This window comes from Actinomadura sp. KC345, from assembly GCF_004348515.1.
Lineage (GTDB): Bacteria > Actinomycetota > Actinomycetes > Streptosporangiales > Streptosporangiaceae > Spirillospora.
The window spans coordinates 1-16,039 of record NZ_SMKH01000077.1 but is presented as its reverse complement, the minus strand read 5'-3'; the positions used below and the strand labels follow the sequence as shown (position 1 = coordinate 16,039).

Genomic DNA, 16,039 nt, shown 5'->3' with positions numbered 1-16,039 from the left:
GGTTGATGCTGTGACTGGGCCCCCTATGGCTCAGGCCGGGACAGACGGTTCCGGGTTGGTGATGATCTTCCGAACCTTGCGGCGATCGATGCCGTGCTTCTCAGCGAGGTAGCGCTGAGAGAGCGGCCGTCCCGGGCCGTTGAGGCTTGCTCTGTACTCGTCCAAGACGGCTTGTTCCGGCGTCGGCTCCACTTCGGTACGCGGTTGTGCGAGTTGTTCCGCTTCGGTGGACGCCTCGTCCTGGATGAGGTCAGAGCGCGCAGCGTTGCGAGTGAGTGTCATCAGTAGCTCAAACGCGCCGACGAGGGCGAGTGCGGGCCATGCGCTGACGAGGGCCCCGATGACGCCGTGGGACGCGCCGTGTGCCACGTTGGCTCCTACCGTCGCCACGATGCCTACGGCGAGGCTCCACTTTGCCAACGGTGGGGCGGGTTGCTTCCGGCGGCTTGCGTCCAGGATCACCATGGACGCTGCCCAGATGAGGCCGTCCACAGTGAACGGGACGAGGCGGGCCGTGGGGCCGGTCTCGCCGTGGGCGTGGACGAGTTCGTAGGCGTGGCGGTAGGAGATGACGGCTGCCACGGCGGCTACCGCCACTACGGCGAGCGCGGTTGTGATCCGGATGAGGCGGTCAGCCATGGCCAAGCTCTCTCCGCCACTCGATCACGCACGGGTCCTCTTCGCCGTGGGTGACGAGGCGTTCGGCGAGCATGAGGGCCGTGATAGCCGCGTTGCGGTCGAGTGGGCGCGGCCACGTGGTGATGTGCCATCCGCAGTCGGTACGGGTTCCGGTGGCGATGACCTCGTTGTTTACCGTCGCGGTCATCGTTGTTTCGGTGATTTCGAGGGCCATGGGTGGCCTCCTCCCTGCTTGGAGGGAGGGAGCCAGGGGGAGCCAATCTCGGGAGCCAACGTGGGTCGGGGTGACCCGACTTGAGTCGACAGTGCCGGACTGTTCCCCTGGTCTCCCTCCCTGGTTTTCGCAGGTGAGCGGCTCCCTGGACGACGTCCTCGGACGGGTTCGGACGGGTTCTGAATAACAGTGGCTCAGCGGTTCCCTAAGCGAGGCTTAAAGGCATTCTTTTGGGGGGTGGGGCGGCTTAGCGTTATCGGTGTCAGATCGAAGACACGGCGGAGGTGCACAGGCGGAGAGCAGAGCGAACGTCGGCTGAGGTTCCGACTGAGGTTCCTGATTGAGACAGGTTTCTGGCCCGCATGGCCCCGTAACCCCGCTCTGGGGCCGTGCGGGCCAGAAGCCTTTTCAGGTGCGGGGGAGTGCGCCCAGGAGGAGGAGGCGGAAGGCGTCGGCGGTGCCGGTGGCGGCGGCGTCGCCGGTGGCCAGGCGGCGGACGGCCAGGCCGTAGAGCATGGCGACGATCGCCGGGGCGTGGCGTTCGGCGTCCGGGATGCCGAGTGCGGTGAGGACGGCGGCGGCCAGGCGGTCGTAGGCCTCGACGGAACGGATCGAGGTCTCGCGCAGGCCCGGGTCGCGGGCGGCGTGCAGGTGGAGTTCGAGGTTGGCGACCTGTTCGGGGCCGGTCGCGAAGCCGATGACGGCCTTCTCGACCTCGTCGGGCGCCTCGGTCGGGGCCATGCCCGACTCGGCGAGGGCGTTGACGTAGGCGGTGATGCGGTCGATCTCGTCCTCCACGAACGTGTGCAGGGCCTCGCGGAGCAGGTCCTCCTGGGACGGGAAGTGGTAGGTGAGGGAGCCGAGGGAGACGCCGGCCGCGCGGGCGACGGCTCGGTTGGTCATGGCGCCGATGCCCCGCTCGCCGATGAGGCGGAGGGCGGCCTGGAGGATCTGGTCTCGGGCGCTCATCGGTGCACAGTCTTCCCTACGATCGGCGCGTTCCTTATCGTTCGTTCGAACGAACGATATCGCGGGAGGCGGCGTGGTGCTGGGCGGGCTGGCCGGGCAGGCGGAGGCGCTGGCGCGGGGAGAGGTGTCCTCCAGCGAGCTGGTCGAGGAGAGCCTCGCGAGCATCGCGCGGCAGGAGGCGCTCGGGGCGTTCCGGGTGGTGCGCACCGAGGCGGCCGGCCAGGAGGCGCTGGACGCGGACAAGCGGCTGGCGGACGGGGAGCGGCTGCCGCTGCTCGGGGTGCCCGTCGCGATCAAGGACGACACGGATCTGGCGGGGGAGACGACGCCGTTCGCGGTGGCCGGCGACCACCGGCCCGTGGCGCGGGACGCGGAGGTCGTGCGCAGGCTGCGGGCCGCGGGCGCGGTCGTCGTGGGAAAGACGACGACGTGCGAGGTCGGGCTGTGGCCCTTCAGTGAGTCGCCGGGATTCGGGACCGCGAGGAATCCGTGGAACCCCGCCTACACGCCGGGCGGGTCGTCCGGTGGTTCGGCGGCGGCGGTGGCGGCGGGAATGGTCGCCGGGGCGGTCGGGTCCGACGGGGCCGGGTCGATCCGGATTCCGGCCGCGTGGACGGGGCTGGTCGGCATCAAGCCGCAGCGGGGACGCGTTTCCGGATACCCGAACACCGATCCGTTCAACGGGATCACCGTGTGGGGGCCGCTCGCACGGAGCGTCGGGGACGCGGCGCTGCTGCTCGACGTGCTGAGCGGCAGCCACCCGGAGGACGTGTACCAGATCGACCCGCCGGTGACGCCCTTCGCGGAGTGCGCGAAGAGGGAGCCCCGGAGGTTGCGCATCGCCATTTCGTTCAGGACGGCCTTCGGGGTGAGCGGGAAACTCGATCCGGAGATTCGCGGGGCCGTTGAACGGCTCGGGAGGCGGCTCACCGATCTGGGGCACAAGGTCTTTCCCGCGGATCCCGACTACGGGCTTGTGGGGCTCGGGCTCATTCCGCGCGGGACGGCCGGGGTGGCGGACATGCTCGACGCCATGCCGAATCCTCGGCCGGAGCGGCGCACGGAGGTCGAAGCGCGTATCGGGCGGCTGGCGGGGAAGCGGCTGCTTCCGCTCGCCAGGAAGATGGACCCCTATCTGCGGAGGAAGGTCGGGCGCATCTTCCAGGCGGCCGATGTGGTGCTGACCCCGACCACGGCGCGGCCGCCGTTGAAGGTGGGGGCGTTCGACGGGATCGGCTATCACAAGACGCAGTCCGGGGTGGCGGCCGTTTGTCCTTATGCGTGGACGTGGAATGTGCTCGGGTGGCCCGGTGTGAATGTCCCCGCGGGATTCACGAAAGCCGGGCTTCCCGTCGGAGCGCAGCTCCTCGGACATGATTCCGACGAGGCGACGCTCATTTCGCTCGCCGCCCAGCTCGAGGCCGTCGAGGGGTGGGTCGAAAGGCGTCCATAGGCGCGCGGCGGGCCGCCGGTGCGGGGGTCCGAGCCGGTACCGGCGGCCCGTCGCGTGACACCCCGCGTCAGTAGCCCGCGCCGGTGAGCATGCCGCCGTCGACCAGGACCTCGCTGCCCGTGCAGTAGGACGAGTCGTCCGAAGCGAGGTAGACCACCAGGCCCGATACCTCCTTGGACTTGCCCATCCGGCCGAGGGGAAGGGCCTTCAGGAAGGCGTCCGCGCTGTCGGCCGTGGCGGAGACGACATCGTCCTGGAGAGACAGGGGAGTCAGGACGCCGCCGGGGTGGACGGAATTCACCCTGATCTCGTATTTGCCGAGTTCTCGGGCGGCCGACTTCGTGAGACCGCGGACGCCGAACTTGCTGGCGCTGTAGGCGGCCAGGCCGGACGCGCCGATGAAGCCCTCGGTGGACGACACGTTGATGATGGAGCCGCCGCCCGCCTCGCGCATCGCGGCGGTCACGGACTTCACGCCGAGCCACTGGCCGATCAGGTTCACGTCCAAGATCTGGCGGAACTCGTCGAGGGACATCTCCTCGATGGTCTTGTGCCGGAGGATGCCGGCATTGTTGACCAGGACGTTCAGTGCGCCGAAGGCCGTCGTGGCGGTCTCGACGGCGTGCCTCCAGTCCTCTTCGCGCGCTACGTCCATCCGGACGAACCGGGCGTCCCCGCCGAGCTCGGCGGCGAGTTTCGTGCCCTCCTCCTCCAGGACGTCGCCGAAGACCACCTTGGCGCCCTCGTCCAGGAACCGGCGGACGTGCGACTTGCCCATGCCGCGCGCACCGCCGGTGATCAGCGCCACCTTGCCGTCCAGCTGCCCCATCAACGCTCCTCGTCGCCGGTGACCATGCCCGCCAACCTAGCGAACGCTTGTTTTGCACTACAAGAGGGGTCACCGCGTGCGCAGGCCGTCGAAGAGCAGCGCGAGCATCCGGTCGGAGTACGCGCCGGGGTCGGCGGTGCGCTCCGACGCGACACCGATCGCGTTGGTGATCCGCAGCAGGTCTCCCGGGTCGATCTCCGCGCGGATCGCGCCCGCCCGCTGCGCCCGGCCGAGCAGCCGCCCGAGGGCGTCGCAGATCGACTCGGCCGCGGCGCCCAGCCCGGTGCCGGCCCACTCCGGCGACATGGCCTGGATGATCACGGTCGAGGTGCCGCGCGGTGTCGACGCGCCCGCGAGGTAGGTGCGCAGCCAGCGGTCCAGCGCGGCCTCCGCGTCCAGGGCCTCCGCTTCGCGGTCGAGCGCCTGCGTTCCGGGGAAGCGCGCCTCCGCGTCGAGCGGCTCGGGGGCGGGCGCTCCGGCGGCCGGGTTCCGGCGCTCGGTCTCCGGGCCGAGCGCCGCGGCGGGCCGGGGCCGGCTTCCGGAGGCCTCGTCCGGTGCCGGGTCGGCCAGCAGTTCGTCGGCGTGGGCGAGGAGCCCGTCGATCCGGTCGCGCAGGACGGCGTGGAGCAGGGCGTCGCGGGTGGGGAAGTGACGGTACAGCGTCCCGGAGCCGACGCCCGCGCGCTTGGCGATGTCGTCCAGGGACGCACCCGTGCCGTGTTCCATGAAGGCCGTCCGGGCCGTCGCGATCAGTCGTTCGTAGTTGCGGCGGGCGTCGGCCCGCATCGGCCGGGTGTCCATGGGCACCGTCCAGCGGTGTCGCGCTGCGGATGACCAGGGGGTGTCTCCGCCTTCTCCTTCACGAGACTGCCATCTTCCGAAGTGACGCGCTACCCGGCGAGGGCGTCGCGCGACAGCCGGTCGGCCCTGCGCGTGGTCTCCGGCAGGCGGTATTCGGGCGTGAGGCCGAGGACGTTCCGGCACGCCGTATCGAGGTCGGTGCGATGCCCCACGGAGACGAACACCGGCTTCACGCCGTCCTGCGTCCGCAGGACCCGTCCCACGACCTCGCCGCCGTCCAGCAGGGGACCGGCGTCGCCGCGCCGCCGCCCCGGCTCCTCGCAGGTGCCGACGAACGCGGTCTTGCCCACGCCGATCGCCGGGAGGCCGGTGAGGACGCCCAGATGGCAGGCGAGCCCGAACCGGCGCGGGTGCGCGACACCGAACCCGTCGCAGACGAGCAGGTCGGGCACGGTCTTCAGGTCGCGCAACGCGTCCACGAGCGCGGGCAGCTCCCGGAACGCGAACAGGCCGGGCACATAGGGGAACGCCGCCGCGCCGACCGTGACCGACTGGTCGACCACCTCCAGGGTCGTCCCGTCCAGGACGGCCACGGCGGCGGCGAGGCGCGTCCCGGTGCCGCTCCCGTCACCCGCGTACGCGACGTCGAGCCCCGCGACCGTGCGCGGCTCCGCGGGGCCGGGGACGTCCAGCCGGAGCAGCGAACGCAGCCGGTCCTGGATCGCCTCGGCCTCCTCCGGCGTGGACGGCCAGTCGTGCAGGTCGCGTACCTCCATGGACCGGCACGCTACCGCGGAATCAGGACAGGGCCGCGTAGACCGCCTCGGTCAGCCGGTAGGCGCGCAGGTCGCCGGACACCAGGTCGCCCATCATGTTCGGCAGATAGGCGAGAGCGAGACCGGCGTCCGGGTCGCCGAGCCCGATGGAGCCGCCCGCGCCGGTGTGCCCGAACGCCGACGCGCGACCGGCCGCCGGGGTGAAGAACGTCTGCGCGGGACGCATGAACCCGAGACCGAAGGAGCTGTCGATGAGCAAGGTCCGGTCCGGGCCCGCGACCCGCGGGCGGATCGCGTCCCGCAGCGTCCCGGGACGCAGGATCCGCCCGGCCACGAGGTCGCGGTAGAACGCGGCGAACGCGGGCGCGGTGGCGAGCATCCCGGCCCCCGGCCAGCCCGCGCGCAGGACGACCGGGTTGTTGAAGCCGCCCTTGCCCGGGTGCGGGTTGTTCAGCGCCCGGTTCATGGTGCTCTGCGGATCGGTGTACGCGGCGGCCAGGCGCGTGAGGAGGTCGCCGTCGGTGGTCCTGGGGGAGTCGGCGCCGCCGCCCTTGGGGCCACCGACGCGCCGTCCCGCCGTCATCTTCGCCGCACGCTCGATCACGTCGTCGGGGGCGCCGATCCACAGATCGAGCCCGCCGGCGAACTCCTCCCGGACGAACGCGCCGACCGTCCTGCCCGAGAGCCGCCGGACGATCTCGCCCGCCAGCCAGCCGTAGGTCAGCGCGTGGTAGCCGTGCGCCTCGCCGGGCGTCCACTCCGGCTCCTGCGCGGCCAGCTCGCCCGCCAGAGCCGCGGGGTCGGCCGCCTCCTCCGCCGATACGGGACGGGTGAACGCGGGCAGGCCGGCCTGGTGCGTCAGCAGGTGGGCGGCCGTCGCGCCCTCCTTGCCCCCGGCGCCGAACTCCAGCCACCAGTCCGTCACCGGGCCGTCCACGTCGTAGGCGCCGCGCTCGGCGAGCAGCAGCGCCGCGGTGGCCGTCACCGCCTTGGTGCAGGAGAACCCGAAGCAGGGCGTGTCCGGCAGCCACTCGCGCCCGGTGCGGCGGTCGGCGATGCCGCCCCACAGGTCCACGACCTTGCGGTCGCCCGCGTAGACGGCGACGGCGGAGCCGAGCTCGCGCCCCTCGGCGAAGTTCTCCTCGAACACCTCGCGGACACCGGCGAACGCCGGATCGCAGTGACCCTGCACCGTCTTCATGCGCCATCCTCTCGACCGAAGGACCTCCATAGAATCACGTTCTAGGGAGGGCGGCGCGGGGATCAGAGGCGGCTGAGTCGGCGGACGGGTTCGGTGACGTGTTCGGCGGCTCGCCGGGCGGGGCGGGTCCGGCCGAACTCCAGCGTCAGCAGGGCCGCGGCCAGCCAGGGGACGTCGAACCAGGAGCGGAAGGCGACGCTGCGCGGTTTGTAGGACGGCCTGAACTTCTTGTCGAAGAGGTAGAGGGACTCGGCCGCGATCCAGGGGTCGAGGAGGTGCAGGGCGCGGTGGCCGGCCTTCTGCAGGACGCTGCGCTCCTCGGCGTCCAGCAGTGCGCGGAACGCCGCGAAGTTCAGGGAGACCACGCCGTGGCCGCGGTCGGCGGCGTACTCGACCATCTCGACGATCAGGCGTTCGTTGACGCCGTTCGGGCCGCCGGGGGCACGGCGCATAGCGTCCAGGCTGATGCCCTCGCCCGCCGTGACGTACCGCTGGAAGGCGATCGGTTCCTTGTCCTCGTCGTAGGCCACCGCGACGACCGCACCCGGGTGGTGGCCGGTGAGGAGCTCGTCGAGGCTCATGGCGAACCCGCGCTCGGCCGCGCCGCCGAGCGAGCGGGACGCGACGTCCAGGAGCCGCTCGCGCAGCCGGGGATCGAGTTCCCGCTCCGGGACGATGTGTGTCGTGACGCCCGCGTTGACGGTGCGCTTGACCGCCTGGCGGACGTTGCGCATCTGGCGTCCGGACAGGCTGAACTCGCCGGGGCGGACGATCACCTCGTCGCCGACGCCGATCGAGCGGAGACTTCCCCACACGGGGAGGAGGCCGTCACCGGCTCCGAGGACGGCGGGCCGCCAGCCGGTCTTGCGGCACTGGGCCAGGAACGACCTGACCACGTCCGCGTGCGAGGCGGGGTCGCCGACCGGGTCGCCGCCCGCGACCGCGACGCCGAACAGCACCCGGTAGCCGATCGCGGCCCGCCCGTCCGCGCTGAACACGTACGCCTTGTCGCGCCGGAGCGCGAACGGGGCCAGGGTGTCCGAGCCGGGGTGCGCGACCAGGCCCGCGACGCGGCGGCGCTCCACCTCGTCGCCGGGCGGCGGCGCGGGGTCGGGGGCGAGCAGCATGACCACCAGGAGGAGAAGCCCGGCGGCGCCCGCGAGGCCGAGCACGTCCGGCAGCCAGGACGCGCCGTCCATCGGCGCGCCGGTGGCGCCGAGCCCCCCGGCGACCTGGCCGACCGACCTGACCGACACGCCGCCGAACAGCAGCGAGCCCGCGACCGCGACGACGACCAGGAGCGCACCGGCCTTCGCCGCGGCGCGGACGCGTTCGGGGTGCGGGCGGACCGGGAACCGCCCGCGCTCCAGCCACAGGCAGGCCAGGACGGCGGCGAGCAGCGGCGCCCGCCACGCCGCGCCGCCGCCCGCGAGGGCGGTCAGCAGGTCGAGGAGGACCAGGAGGACGAGGCCGTACCAGGCGGCGCGGCGGCGCAGCAGCACGCCGCGGGCGACGAGCGCGAGGGCCAGGCCCAGGGCCAGGGCGTGGGCCGGGGCGAGCGGGCCGTCCGTGACGAGGAGGGCCGGCCGGCCGAGCCAGCCGGGGGGCGGCGCCAGTGCCGCCGCGGTGACCATGACGGCGACGAGCATCGTGGCGAGCGCGAGCGGCCACACGGGCCGGTCCGACCGGATGACCGGTCCCGCCTGCGGGTCGCCGGCTTTCCACGATGAACCACCTGTACGCACGAGGGACACCTCCGCTTGGCCCACGTCGTCCTGAAACCGCTGAGACGCCGACGTGGTGCGCTTGCACGGACGTCCCGTCCCGAACGGCCATACCCGGCCACGGCCGTTCGATGTCACGGGCCGATACGGGCGGCGCCGCCGCGACCGCGGTTAGTCTCGTGGTGATGAAGAGATTGCTGCTCGTCCACCACACGCCGTCGCCGTCCGTCCAGGCGATGTTCGAGGCGGTGCGGGCCGGGGCGTCCACCGACGAGGTCGAGGGTGTGGAGGTCGTGACGCGCCCGGCGCTGACGGCGTCGGCCGTGGACGTCCTGGAGGCGGACGGTTACCTCCTCGGCTCGCCGGTGAACCTCGGTTACCTGTCGGGGGCGCTCAAGCACTTCTTCGACCAGATCTACTACCCGTGCCTGGAGGAGACCGTCCGGCGCCCGTTCGGGGCCTTCCTCCACGGCAACAACGACGCGACCGGAGCGCTGCGCGGCCTTGAGTCGATCACGACGGGGCTGATGTGGAGGGCCGTCCAGCCGCCCGTGGTGGTCGTCGGCGAGCCCTCGAAGGCCGATCTGGGAGCGTGCTGGGAACTCGGCGCGATCACGGCCGCCGAACTCGGCGGAGTGTGAGCCGCGCGGTGCCCGGCCGGGCGGCGGCCTGGCCCGGTCGCACCGGCGATAGCGTGCCGGCATGAGTGGTTTCCGTCACGTGGTGATGTTCAAGTGGGCCGAGGGAACGACGACCGGCCAGCAGGAGGAGGTCGCGGCGAAGCTGGGTGAGCTGCCCGGCGTCATCGAGGAGATCCGGGAGTACAGCCTCGGGGCCGACGCGGGCGTCAACCCCGGCGCCTACGACTTCGTCGTGGTCGCGGACTTCGCCGGCCGCGACGCCTACCTGGCCTACCGCGACCATCCGTCGCACCGCGCGGTGGTGGAGCAGTACATCACGCCGATCGTGGCCGAGCGCGCGTCCATCCAGTACGAGGCGTAGTGCGGAGGTGACCCGCCGAGGCGGAACCGAGCAAGCGCTTGTGCCTAGAACAGGTTTCAGTTACGTTCGGCTTGACGCCCTCCGGGGACGGATCGCGCCCCGTTCCCGGTGGGCGGCATTCCGGCGGGGAGCGCCCGGTCACCCCCGGCTCCGCAGGCTCATGATCTCGTCGCGGAGCTGCTGCGGGGACGGCGCCTCGAGCAGCCGCGGCCCGTAGCGCAGCGGCACCATGGCCCACCAGGACCCGGTGGCCTCGCCGAACCAGACGCGCACGCCGGGGAACTGCTCCTGCAGGCCCCGCGCCGTGGCGGCGCGCAGGGCCGCGGGCGTGGGCTCGTCGCGGCCGTCGGCGTCCCCGTCAGGCGTCATGTCGGCCTCCCCCCGAAAAGCTCTTCAGTAACAGCGTCCCCACGGGCCAAGGCGTCACCCCTACTCGGCAAATTGTGACTACGCCCACTATGGGGGTTGGGGCACGCGCACAGTGGGATACCGCGCCGGATGTCCTTCAACGGATGTATGTGCCGGACCGAAATCACGTCCCGGCGGGGCCCCGAGGCCGGGTGCCGCGTGCGGCCGGGCGGATCGACGGCCGTGCCGAACGGGGCGGCGTCGTCCCGCGGGTCCACCGGCGGGCCGGGTCAGTGGAGGTTGATGCCGTCGAACATCACCTTGAGGTAGTGCTCGGCGAGCCCTTCGGCGTTCAGGCCGCCGCCCGGCCTGAACCAGCGCACGGCGACCCAGATCGTGTCCCGGATCATCCGGTAGGTGAGCTTCGGGTCGAGGTCGTCGCGGAAGAGCCCGGCCTTCTGGCCCTCGCTCAGGGTGTCCACCCACATCTTCTCGACCTCGACCTCGGACTTGATCAAGTAGGAGAAGCGGTCCATTCCCCGGAGGTAGTTCCAGTCGTTCTGCATCACCGTGATCGCGGCGCGGTGCGGTTCCAGGGAGCCGAACGCGACGCGGACGAGGCCGGCGATGGTGTCGCGCGGATTCAGGCTCTCGTCCAGAACCGCCTGGTACGCCGACATGATCTCGTTGAAGAAGCTCGCGAGGATCTCGTCGACGATCGACTCCTTGGAGTCGAAGTGGTGGTAGAGACTGCCCGAGAGGATGCCGGCCTCATCGGCGATGTTGCGGACCGTGGTGGCCTGGAAGCCCTTCTCGGCGAACAGCTCCGCGGCCAGCCTGACCAGGTGCTCGCGCCGTTGCGACGCCAGGGCGGCGGAACCTCGGCCGCCGCGGCGGGCACCGCCCGCGCGGGTTCTGGATCCGGAATTGGCGCTCGTGGTCGTCACCCTCTTCATTATGCCGTCTCGCCCAACCGCTTGCTCGTCGGCCCGCACCAGGGTACGTCTAGCAACAAGCGCTTGCTACGTTCCGTGGCCACATATCCCGCATAGGCTCGGGCCATGTTCGATGTGATCGTTTTCGACCTGTACGGAGTGATCGCCCGCACCCAGTCCCCGGAGGCGGTGCGGCGGATCGAGGAGATCGCCGGCGATCCCGGCCCCGCCTTCTGGGACGCCTACTGGTCCTGCCGTCCCGCCTATGACGCGGGACAGGAGAGCGCCGCCTACTGGGCCGGCGTCGCGGACCTGCTCGGCACCGCGTTCCCCGACGTCCCCGCGCTCGTCGAAGCCGACCTGGACAGCTGGACCGACGTCGACGACGCCATGGTGGCCCTCGTCCACGAACTCGCCGGCGAGGGCCGCACGCTCGGGCTCCTGTCGAACATCGTCGGCGACCTCGTCCCCCGTTTCGAGGCCCGCCACGGCGACTGGCTCTCCCGCTTCGACGCGCTCACCTACTCCTGCCGCATCGGCGTCGCCAAACCCGACCCGCGCGCCTACGAGACCTGCGCCGCGAACCTGGGCGTCAAGCCCTCCGACGCCATCTTCTTCGACGACGCCGAACGCAACGTCCTCGGCGCCCGCGACGCCGGCATGCGCGCCGAACTCTTCACCTCCCCCGAGCAGGTCCGCGCCCTCGTCGGCTAGGCGCGTCCGCCGGGGAGGGCGAGGGCGGTCGCGGCCGTCGCTCCCAGGAGGACCGCGATCGCGGTGAAGGCGTGGCCGTATGCGGCCGCGAGGTCGGTGGTCCGGCCCGCCGTGGTGACCAGGGCGGCCAGGCCCAGGGCGGCGCCCGCCTGTTTCGTGGTGTTCATGAGGCCGGACGCCGCGCCGGCGTCGCGGGCGGGGACGCCCGCGGTGACGGCGCTGGTGATCGGGGTGTTGAGCAGGCCGCCGCCCGCGGAGATCAGCACCGCCGGTCCGAGGACGGCGGTGAGGTAGCCGTCGCCGGGGGACAGGCGGCTCTGCCAGAGGAAGCCCGCGGCGGCGATGAGGGAACCGGTGACGATCAGGGTGCGGTCGCTCGCGAGCCTCATCAGGCGGGGAGTGACCCGCAGGGCGACGGCCATGGTCAGGACGGTGTGCGGGAGGAAGCCGAGGCCGGTCTGCAGGGGGCCGAAGTGCAGGACGTTCTGCATGGACAGGGTCAGGAAGTACCACATCGGGTTGAGGCAGGCTCCGGCGAGGAGCATCACGACGTTCCCGACGGCCACCGTGCGGACGCGGAAGAGTCGCAGGGGGAGCAGGGGCGTCCGCGCCCGGGACTGCAGGACGATGAAGGCGGCCAGAGCGGCCGTGCCGCAGGCGAGGGCGAGCGCGTTCCAGTCCTGGGCGATGCCGTAGGTGAGGGACGCGACGCCGGCGGTCGCGAGGACGGCTCCCGGGAGGTCCAGGCGCCCGCCGGCGTTCCTGCCGTCCGGCAGAAGGCGGGTCGCGAGGAGGGCCGCCGCGCCCACCGGGACGTTGACGAGCAGGATCCAGCGCCAGGACAGGGCGTCGGTGAGGATCCCGCCGATGAGGTTGCCCGCGGTTCCTCCGGCGAGGCCCACGGCCGTCCAGGCGGCGAGGGCGCGCGGGCGGAGGTCCTCGTCGAACGTGGTGGTGAGGACGGTCAGCGTGGCGGGGGCGAGGACGGCGGCGCCGAGGCCCTGGAAGGCGCGGGCCGCGACGAGGGTCCACGGATCGTCGGCGAGCCCGCCCGCCAGGCTGGCGAGGGTGAAGAGGGCGAGGCCGGCGATGACGGTGCGGCGGAGGCCGTAGAGGTCGGCGAGGCGCCCTCCGAGCAGGAGGAGGCCCGCGAAGGCCAGCGCGTAGGCGTTCACGACCCATTGCAGGTCGGCCGGGCCGAAGCGCAGGTCCGCCTGGATGGACGGCAGGGCGACGTTCACCACGGAGACGTCCAGCACGACCATGAACTGCGCGGCGCACGCCAGGGCGAGCACCAGCCGGTGGTGCGATGTCATCCTTCTCCTTGGTGGTACGGCTGTATCATTATGATACGTTTGTATCACACAGGCTGCGAGAGGATCGAACCGTGCCGAGGACCGCCGACCACGACGCGCGCCGCGCGCAGATCATCGACGGGCTCGTCCGGGTGGCAGGGCGGGACGGGCTGCACGCGGTCACCATGCGGTCGGTGGCGGCGGAGGCGGGAGTGTCGCTGCGCCTCGTCCAGTACTACTTCGAGAGCAAGGCGCAGCTCATGAACGCGGCGCTGGAGCGGCTCGAACGGCGGAGCCACGATCGGTGGGCGGAGCGGCTCGCGGGGCTGAGGGACCCGTCGGCGCGCGAGGTCGTCGAGGCGCTCGTCGCGGAGGCGCTGCCCACCGACCCCGAGAGCCGGGTGTTCCACCAGGTCTGGACGTCCTATGCCCTCCTGGCCATGACCGAGCCGTCGATGGCGGCGCAGCCGTTCGTGGAGGGCCCCGACCGCCTGGAGCGGCAGATCACGCGGCTCCTCGCCGAGGCGGGGGCCGCGGGGGACCCGAAGGCGGAGGCGGCGAGGCTGCTCGCGCTCGCGCACGGGCTCGGGACGAGCGTGCTGGTGGGACGGCGGAGCGCCGAGTCGGCGATGGACATCCTCCGCCGCCACCTGGACGAGCTGTTCTGACCGCCCCGCACGGCGCCGGACCCGGCGCCCGCTAGGAGGGGGGAGGGAGCTCGTCGCCCGCCTCCGCCGCCTCCGCCAGGCGCGCGCGGAGGGTCCGCAGCAGCTCGTCGCCCTGCTCGGTGAGCCGCTCGATCGCGGGCAGCGCCAGATCGTCGCGGACGGTGTCGGCGAGCAGCTCGTCGTACTCGTGCGCCTTCTCCGCGATGGCCTCCAGATGGCGCTGGGCGCGCAGCACCTCGTCCGCCGACCTGGCCCGCTCGGCGTAGCGTTCCAGCGCCTCGACGCGGCGCGTCACCGCCTCGACCGACAGGTCGAGCTTCTCGCGCAGCGGCCGCAGCGCCGCCTCGGCCTCGGGGACGGCCGCGGCGCCGGCGGCCATCTCGCCGTGCTCGGTGCGCAGCTTCGACTGCCGGGCCAGGACCTGCGCGATCTCCCACTCCTGCCGCGGCAGCGTGACCGCGTTGTCGACCGCGTCCAGCAGCCCCTGCCGGTTGACCTCCGAGTCGCGGACGGCGTCGACCGCGGCCTGCACGCGGCCCAGCATCGCGCGGCCGTCGTCGTCGAAGTCCTGCGGGGTGAGGTAGCGGTCGCGGCGCCGTTCCAGCTCCCGGGCGCGCCGCAGGTCGAGCGAGACCGACGGGGTGCCGAGCGCGACCAGCACCGCGAGCATGCCGAGGCCGACCAGCCACAGCGATCCGAGCAGCGGGGAGCCGAGCAGCCCGAGGGCGAGGACCGACAATGGCGCCAGCCACAGCAGGGGCCGCCGGCGCGCGACGATCGTGTCGAGCTCGGCGCGCAGCGCGGGATCGGCGACCGGGCGGGGCTCCGCGGGCGAGCCGTCCGCGGGGGCGCGGGGCGGCGCGATCCGCGTCCAGGGCGTGGACACGTGCGTCTCGAACGCGAAGTCGGTCTGCGCGATCTCGATCTCGGTCGGGCCGGGGGGCAGCGGCCACGACCCCACCGGGTCGCCCCCGCCGGGACCGGCGAAGCGCACCCACCAGCCGCCCTTGCCGTCGTCGCATCGGTAACGGCCGGGGGCCACGTCGATACCGACGAAAAACGTTCCGATCCCCGGTATGGAATCGTTCCACGCGCCACTGGTCACCGGCGACCTCCGACCCGTTTCCTCCGCCGTGCCCTCTCGCCCCGCCGGGCGAGGACCGTCCTGCCCGTCACAGGAATGACGTCCGGGGGACGGTAAGAGTTGCAGTACCCACATCCGTCTCGGGAAAGCCGGATCGGGTTTGGAATACTCCACGCGTGCGACCTGACTATGACCCCCTCGACGACCCGCCATGGGCGATGCAGTTGGTGGTACGTGCCGAGAAGGCCGATCCGCCCGGCCACGGCGCGGTCTGCGAGGCCGCGGCGACCGCGGTCGTCGCTCTGCTCACCGACCCGCGCGCGGCCGACCCCGGCGGGGAGTGGCGCGAGGCCGTCCGCGAATGGGAGTCGCGCCGCATCCGGAAGGTGGCGCGGCGGGCGCGGGGCGTCCGCTGGCCGGAGGCCCAGGCGCTCCCCGGCGTCACCGTCGAGCACGCGGGCGCGCAGGTGCGGGCCTTCCCGCCCGGCCCTGTCTCGGACGTCCCGCCCGAGCTGGCGAAGCTCCAGGTCGCCGGGCTCGATCTGGCCGGCGCGGAGGAACCCGGCCCGCCGACCGAGCCCCCGTACGCCGCACTCGCCCTCAACCCGGACGTGACGATCACGACGGGCAAGGCCGCCGCCCAGTGCGGGCACGCGGCGCAGCTCCTCCTGCGCCAGGGCGGCCGCAGGGACGTGGCGGCCTGGGTCGGGGCGGGCGCCCCCGTCCACCTGGTCGGGAACGTCCCGTGGCGCCGCTGCGTGCAGCAGGCGACGGTGGCGGTCCGGGACGGCGGCTTCACCGAGGTCCCGCCCGGCACGATGACCGCCGTCGCCTGGATCGTCCGGCGTTGACTTGCGGTGAATGCGTGGTCTCGTCTCTTTAGGTCGTTGACCTGCGGGGACGAGGCTACGCGTTCGCCGTTCCGGGGGTTTGGCCCGTGGATAGCCCGCCAGCGCCGGAGCGGTCCTCGGAGGGCTCAGAGCCGCTCAAAGCAGCGTCGATGAGCCGGTTTGCTTCGTCTTCCATGCCGGTGAACCAGTGCGCGTAGGTGGACATCAGGACCGTAAGGGAGTGTCCCAGTCGCCGCGCCACCTCGGTTGCGGGAACCCCGTGAGTTGAGGAGCAGGGACGCGCAGCCGTGCCGCAGGTCGTAGGGGCGTTTGGCCAGGCCCGCCGCTTGCTCGGAGTCGGTCAGCGCCACGGCCCGCGCTCGCTGCCAGAGCTGCCCGTACATCGTGTTGGTGACTGCCAGAGCTGCCCGTACATCGTGTTGGTGATCGGTGCGAAGTCGGCACCGGCCGCAGTGTCGAAGAAGACGCGCCCGTCCGGAGCCGCCCCGAACCGGGCCAGATGCACGTACGCGTACCCAGCCGCAGCACCCCACCCC

General features: G+C 72.4%; 19 protein-coding genes. 6 read left to right on the top strand and 13 right to left on the bottom strand.

The genetic code is table 11. The annotated features are described in order from the left end of the window. Window positions 1-30: 30 nt before the first annotated feature. The 3 genes from E1281_RS15385 to E1281_RS15375 all read right to left on the bottom strand — a co-directional run bounded on the left by E1281_RS15385 (window position 31) and on the right by E1281_RS15375 (window position 1,822). Window positions 31-639, bottom strand: a complete 609-nt coding sequence (locus E1281_RS15385; RefSeq protein ID WP_131878658.1) for a DUF2637 domain-containing protein — start codon at window positions 637-639, stop codon at window positions 31-33. After that, window positions 632-853: a hypothetical protein gene (locus E1281_RS15380; RefSeq protein ID WP_131878656.1), complete on the bottom strand. Its 222-nt coding sequence runs from the start codon at window positions 851-853 to the stop codon at window positions 632-634. The genes E1281_RS15385 and E1281_RS15380 overlap by 8 nt, the downstream gene beginning before the upstream one ends. 408 nt (window positions 854-1,261) lie before the next feature. Further along, window positions 1,262-1,822 (bottom strand): TetR family transcriptional regulator, encoded by a 561-nt coding sequence (locus E1281_RS15375; protein ID WP_131878654.1) that lies wholly within the window; start codon window positions 1,820-1,822, stop codon window positions 1,262-1,264. A 73-nt stretch (window positions 1,823-1,895) separates the two neighbouring features. Here E1281_RS15375 and E1281_RS15370 point away from each other — a divergent pair, with 73 nt between their 5' ends. Next, window positions 1,896-3,275 (top strand): amidase, encoded by a 1,380-nt coding sequence (locus E1281_RS15370; RefSeq protein WP_131878652.1) that lies wholly within the window; start codon window positions 1,896-1,898, stop codon window positions 3,273-3,275. A gap of 67 nt (window positions 3,276-3,342) precedes the next feature. Here E1281_RS15370 and E1281_RS15365 read toward each other — a convergent pair whose 3' ends face one another. From E1281_RS15365 to E1281_RS15345, 5 genes are all read right to left on the bottom strand, one after another. Continuing rightward, window positions 3,343-4,104: a glucose 1-dehydrogenase gene (locus E1281_RS15365; protein ID WP_131878650.1), complete on the bottom strand. Its 762-nt coding sequence runs from the start codon at window positions 4,102-4,104 to the stop codon at window positions 3,343-3,345. 69 nt (window positions 4,105-4,173) lie between these two features. Then, a complete protein-coding gene (locus E1281_RS41230; RefSeq protein ID WP_243716984.1) occupies window positions 4,174-4,905 on the bottom strand; it encodes a TetR/AcrR family transcriptional regulator in 732 nt (243 codons plus the stop codon). Between the two features lie 89 nt (window positions 4,906-4,994). Then, window positions 4,995-5,681, bottom strand: coding sequence for an endonuclease V (locus E1281_RS15355; protein WP_131878648.1), 687 nt, complete (start codon window positions 5,679-5,681; stop codon window positions 4,995-4,997). A 22-nt stretch (window positions 5,682-5,703) separates the two neighbouring features. Continuing rightward, a complete protein-coding gene (locus E1281_RS15350; RefSeq protein WP_131878646.1) occupies window positions 5,704-6,882 on the bottom strand; it encodes a serine hydrolase domain-containing protein in 1,179 nt (392 codons plus the stop codon). A 62-nt stretch (window positions 6,883-6,944) separates the two neighbouring features. Then, window positions 6,945-8,555, bottom strand: coding sequence for a phosphatidylglycerol lysyltransferase domain-containing protein (locus E1281_RS15345; RefSeq protein WP_131878644.1), 1,611 nt, complete (start codon window positions 8,553-8,555; stop codon window positions 6,945-6,947). A 236-nt stretch (window positions 8,556-8,791) separates the two neighbouring features. On the opposite strand from E1281_RS15345, the gene E1281_RS15340 reads away from it, so the two are divergent. Together E1281_RS15340 and E1281_RS15335 are read left to right on the top strand one after the other, a co-directional pair. Beyond that, entirely contained in the window at window positions 8,792-9,247 is a 456-nt protein-coding gene (locus E1281_RS15340) for an NAD(P)H-dependent oxidoreductase (RefSeq protein ID WP_131878642.1), read from the top strand. 61 nt (window positions 9,248-9,308) lie between these two features. Continuing rightward, entirely contained in the window at window positions 9,309-9,608 is a 300-nt protein-coding gene (locus E1281_RS15335) for a Dabb family protein (RefSeq protein WP_131878640.1), read from the top strand. 138 nt (window positions 9,609-9,746) lie between these two features. Here E1281_RS15335 and E1281_RS15330 read toward each other — a convergent pair whose 3' ends face one another. After that, entirely contained in the window at window positions 9,747-9,977 is a 231-nt protein-coding gene (locus E1281_RS15330) for a hypothetical protein (RefSeq protein ID WP_131878638.1), read from the bottom strand. Window positions 9,978-10,246: 269 nt separating this feature from the next. Beyond that, entirely contained in the window at window positions 10,247-10,912 is a 666-nt protein-coding gene (locus E1281_RS15325; RefSeq protein ID WP_131878636.1) for a TetR/AcrR family transcriptional regulator, read from the bottom strand. Between the two features lie 105 nt (window positions 10,913-11,017). Between E1281_RS15325 and E1281_RS15320 the strand changes: the two genes are divergently transcribed. Continuing rightward, window positions 11,018-11,605, top strand: a complete 588-nt coding sequence (locus E1281_RS15320; protein ID WP_131878635.1) for an HAD family phosphatase — start codon at window positions 11,018-11,020, stop codon at window positions 11,603-11,605. On the opposite strand, the gene E1281_RS15315 is transcribed toward E1281_RS15320, so the two are convergent. Continuing rightward, window positions 11,602-12,921: an MFS transporter gene (locus E1281_RS15315; protein WP_207943296.1), complete on the bottom strand. Its 1,320-nt coding sequence runs from the start codon at window positions 12,919-12,921 to the stop codon at window positions 11,602-11,604. The two genes, E1281_RS15320 and E1281_RS15315, sit on opposite strands and share 4 nt — an antisense overlap. Window positions 12,922-12,992: 71 nt before the next feature. Between E1281_RS15315 and E1281_RS15310 the strand changes: the two genes are divergently transcribed. Beyond that, on the top strand, window positions 12,993-13,568 hold the full coding sequence (locus E1281_RS15310; RefSeq protein ID WP_131878633.1) for a TetR/AcrR family transcriptional regulator: 576 nt from the start codon (window positions 12,993-12,995) through the stop codon (window positions 13,566-13,568). 31 nt (window positions 13,569-13,599) lie between these two features. Here the strand turns inward: E1281_RS15310 and E1281_RS15305 are convergent, their stop codons facing one another. After that, window positions 13,600-14,610: a hypothetical protein gene (locus E1281_RS15305; protein WP_243716982.1), complete on the bottom strand. Its 1,011-nt coding sequence runs from the start codon at window positions 14,608-14,610 to the stop codon at window positions 13,600-13,602. Between the two features lie 218 nt (window positions 14,611-14,828). Between E1281_RS15305 and E1281_RS15300 the strand changes: the two genes are divergently transcribed. After that, window positions 14,829-15,503 carry a hypothetical protein gene (locus E1281_RS15300; protein ID WP_131878629.1) on the top strand — a complete coding sequence of 225 codons (675 nt, stop codon included), beginning with the start codon at window positions 14,829-14,831 and terminating at the stop codon, window positions 15,501-15,503. A 340-nt stretch (window positions 15,504-15,843) separates the two neighbouring features. On the opposite strand, the gene E1281_RS41225 is transcribed toward E1281_RS15300, so the two are convergent. Continuing rightward, window positions 15,844-16,039: hypothetical protein (locus E1281_RS41225; RefSeq protein WP_207943295.1), on the bottom strand; the 196-nt coding region annotated here is incomplete at its 5' end.

Excerpts from the sequence above, each read along its gene's own strand:
- E1281_RS15385 (WP_131878658.1), bottom strand. The coding sequence starts at position 639 with ATGGCTGACCGCCTCATCCGGATCACAACCGCGCTCGCCGTAGTGGCG.
- E1281_RS15380 (WP_131878656.1), bottom strand. The coding sequence starts at position 853 with ATGGCCCTCGAAATCACCGAAACAACGATGACCGCGACGGTAAACAAC.
- E1281_RS15375 (WP_131878654.1), bottom strand. The coding sequence starts at position 1,822 with ATGAGCGCCCGAGACCAGATCCTCCAGGCCGCCCTCCGCCTCATCGGC.
- E1281_RS15365 (WP_131878650.1), bottom strand. The coding sequence starts at position 4,104 with ATGGGGCAGCTGGACGGCAAGGTGGCGCTGATCACCGGCGGTGCGCGC.
- E1281_RS41230 (WP_243716984.1), bottom strand. The coding sequence starts at position 4,905 with ATGGACACCCGGCCGATGCGGGCCGACGCCCGCCGCAACTACGAACGA.
- E1281_RS15355 (WP_131878648.1), bottom strand. The coding sequence starts at position 5,681 with ATGGAGGTACGCGACCTGCACGACTGGCCGTCCACGCCGGAGGAGGCC.
- E1281_RS15350 (WP_131878646.1), bottom strand. The coding sequence starts at position 6,882 with ATGAAGACGGTGCAGGGTCACTGCGATCCGGCGTTCGCCGGTGTCCGC.
- E1281_RS15340 (WP_131878642.1), top strand. The coding sequence starts at position 8,792 with ATGAAGAGATTGCTGCTCGTCCACCACACGCCGTCGCCGTCCGTCCAG.
- E1281_RS15335 (WP_131878640.1), top strand. The coding sequence starts at position 9,309 with ATGAGTGGTTTCCGTCACGTGGTGATGTTCAAGTGGGCCGAGGGAACG.
- E1281_RS15330 (WP_131878638.1), bottom strand. The coding sequence starts at position 9,977 with ATGACGCCTGACGGGGACGCCGACGGCCGCGACGAGCCCACGCCCGCG.
- E1281_RS15325 (WP_131878636.1), bottom strand. The coding sequence starts at position 10,912 with ATGAAGAGGGTGACGACCACGAGCGCCAATTCCGGATCCAGAACCCGC.
- E1281_RS15320 (WP_131878635.1), top strand. The coding sequence starts at position 11,018 with ATGTTCGATGTGATCGTTTTCGACCTGTACGGAGTGATCGCCCGCACC.
- E1281_RS15315 (WP_207943296.1), bottom strand. The coding sequence starts at position 12,921 with ATGACATCGCACCACCGGCTGGTGCTCGCCCTGGCGTGCGCCGCGCAG.